Here is a 1,437-nt window from a genome sequence, read left to right as displayed (position 1 = left end):
ATTCCCATTTTTGGGTGTTGCCCTTCTATCTTGCCATACAATCTCACCCTAATCAGTGCGATTGAAACTTGGCACTGTTACTGCATACTAACAGTCACGTTTGACCGGTACACCGTGGCTCAGGTCTCTAACAAAGAACTCTAAAAAAGGCCGAAAATATCTCCTGAGCCCGGCATATTCCGGACCAACAGCAGCACAGCAAGCGCAAAGCAGCCTGTACAGTGCGGCGGTAGCCTTTTCTGCGCCCATAGTAGTACCTAATATATAATATAAGTTGTTTCAGACGATCTATTGCCACGCCTTGGCCAGTGGTAAGGCGGAACACACATTGTTTAACTCTTAAAGGAATTGGAGTCTCGTATGGAAGTTTTACCTACGCCGGTTACGCAGGGATTGGAATATCCCCCACAGATGGGACCGCCGCAAGCAGGAGTTTTGGCCGATAATACGCGCATGGCCTATTGGGGAGATTTGCGTCGTTTTGTGGATTGGGGAGGCACAGTGCCATCGGCCTCGAAAACGGTTGCGGCCTATTTGATGGCGCATGCACAATCGCACAAATATGCCACTTTGGTACGTTGGAAAGTTTCGATCGGCAAGGCGCACACCAACCAAGGTTTGGATGATCCGACCAAATCGGATGCGGTGCATGCGGTATTGACCGGTATTCGTCGCAGTCATGGCAAAGAGCAGCGCAAAGTGACCCCGTTGGTCAAAGAGCAGGTATTGGCCATTGTGGGCACTCTGGGAGAGCGTCTGAAGGACAAGCGGGACAAGGCATTGATTTTATGTGGATTTGCTGCCGGATTGCGCCGCTCTGAGCTGACCACATTGACCATGGCCGATCTGCGTTTTATTCGCGAAGGTATTGAGATTCATCTGCCGGAGGGCAATGCCTATTTGCAATATGCCCGTGGTTCGGTCTGTCCGGTTCGGGCGATGAAAGATTGGTTGCAGAGTGCACAAATTGAAGAAGGTTCGCTGTTTCAAGGTATTAACCGTCATGGCCAGCGTTCGGGAGTGCCTTTGACTGGACATGGCATTGCGTTGATTGTCAAAGAGCGGGTGGGGGCGATTGGTTTGGATCCCTCGCAATACAGTGGATTTAGCCTACGGGCTGGTTTGGTAGCCAGTGCAGTTGCCGCAGGTATTCCATTCCGCACCGTGACCACCTTGCAGGGACCGGGTATTCTGTAAACGGCGTGGTGTGGAACTACAGGAGGCCGATCCCCCCTTCTTGGTTCCACACCTCTCTTTTTGTAACTATTCATCACCCAAATCAACTGCGGGTCCAGGGAGGGCACCTCAATGCCATTAACTTAGCAACATGGTCTATTATTTGGTAGAATAGGCGGGTATATTCCACTCTTAATGTAGGAGCCGCAAGCTATGTCTGTTACATTCCGTTGCCACACAGCCATTTAAAAATATTTATCA

Annotated in this window: 1 protein-coding gene; it reads left to right on the top strand. The window is 50.3% G+C overall.

Annotated features, from left to right (window positions below; genetic code table 11):
* The first annotated feature begins 360 nt into the window (after positions 1-360).
* A complete protein-coding gene (locus EJP87_RS16345) occupies positions 361-1,197 on the top strand; it encodes a tyrosine-type recombinase/integrase (protein ID WP_130472909.1) in 837 nt (278 codons plus the stop codon).
* Positions 1,198-1,437 lie beyond the last annotated feature (240 nt).

It is taken from the genome of Candidatus Magnetaquicoccus inordinatus (assembly GCF_004217665.1).
Lineage (GTDB): Bacteria > Pseudomonadota > Magnetococcia > Magnetococcales > Magnetaquicoccaceae > Magnetaquicoccus > Magnetaquicoccus inordinatus.
Note: the sequence above shows the minus strand (reverse complement) of the source record. Positions and strands in the feature narration are given on the sequence as shown.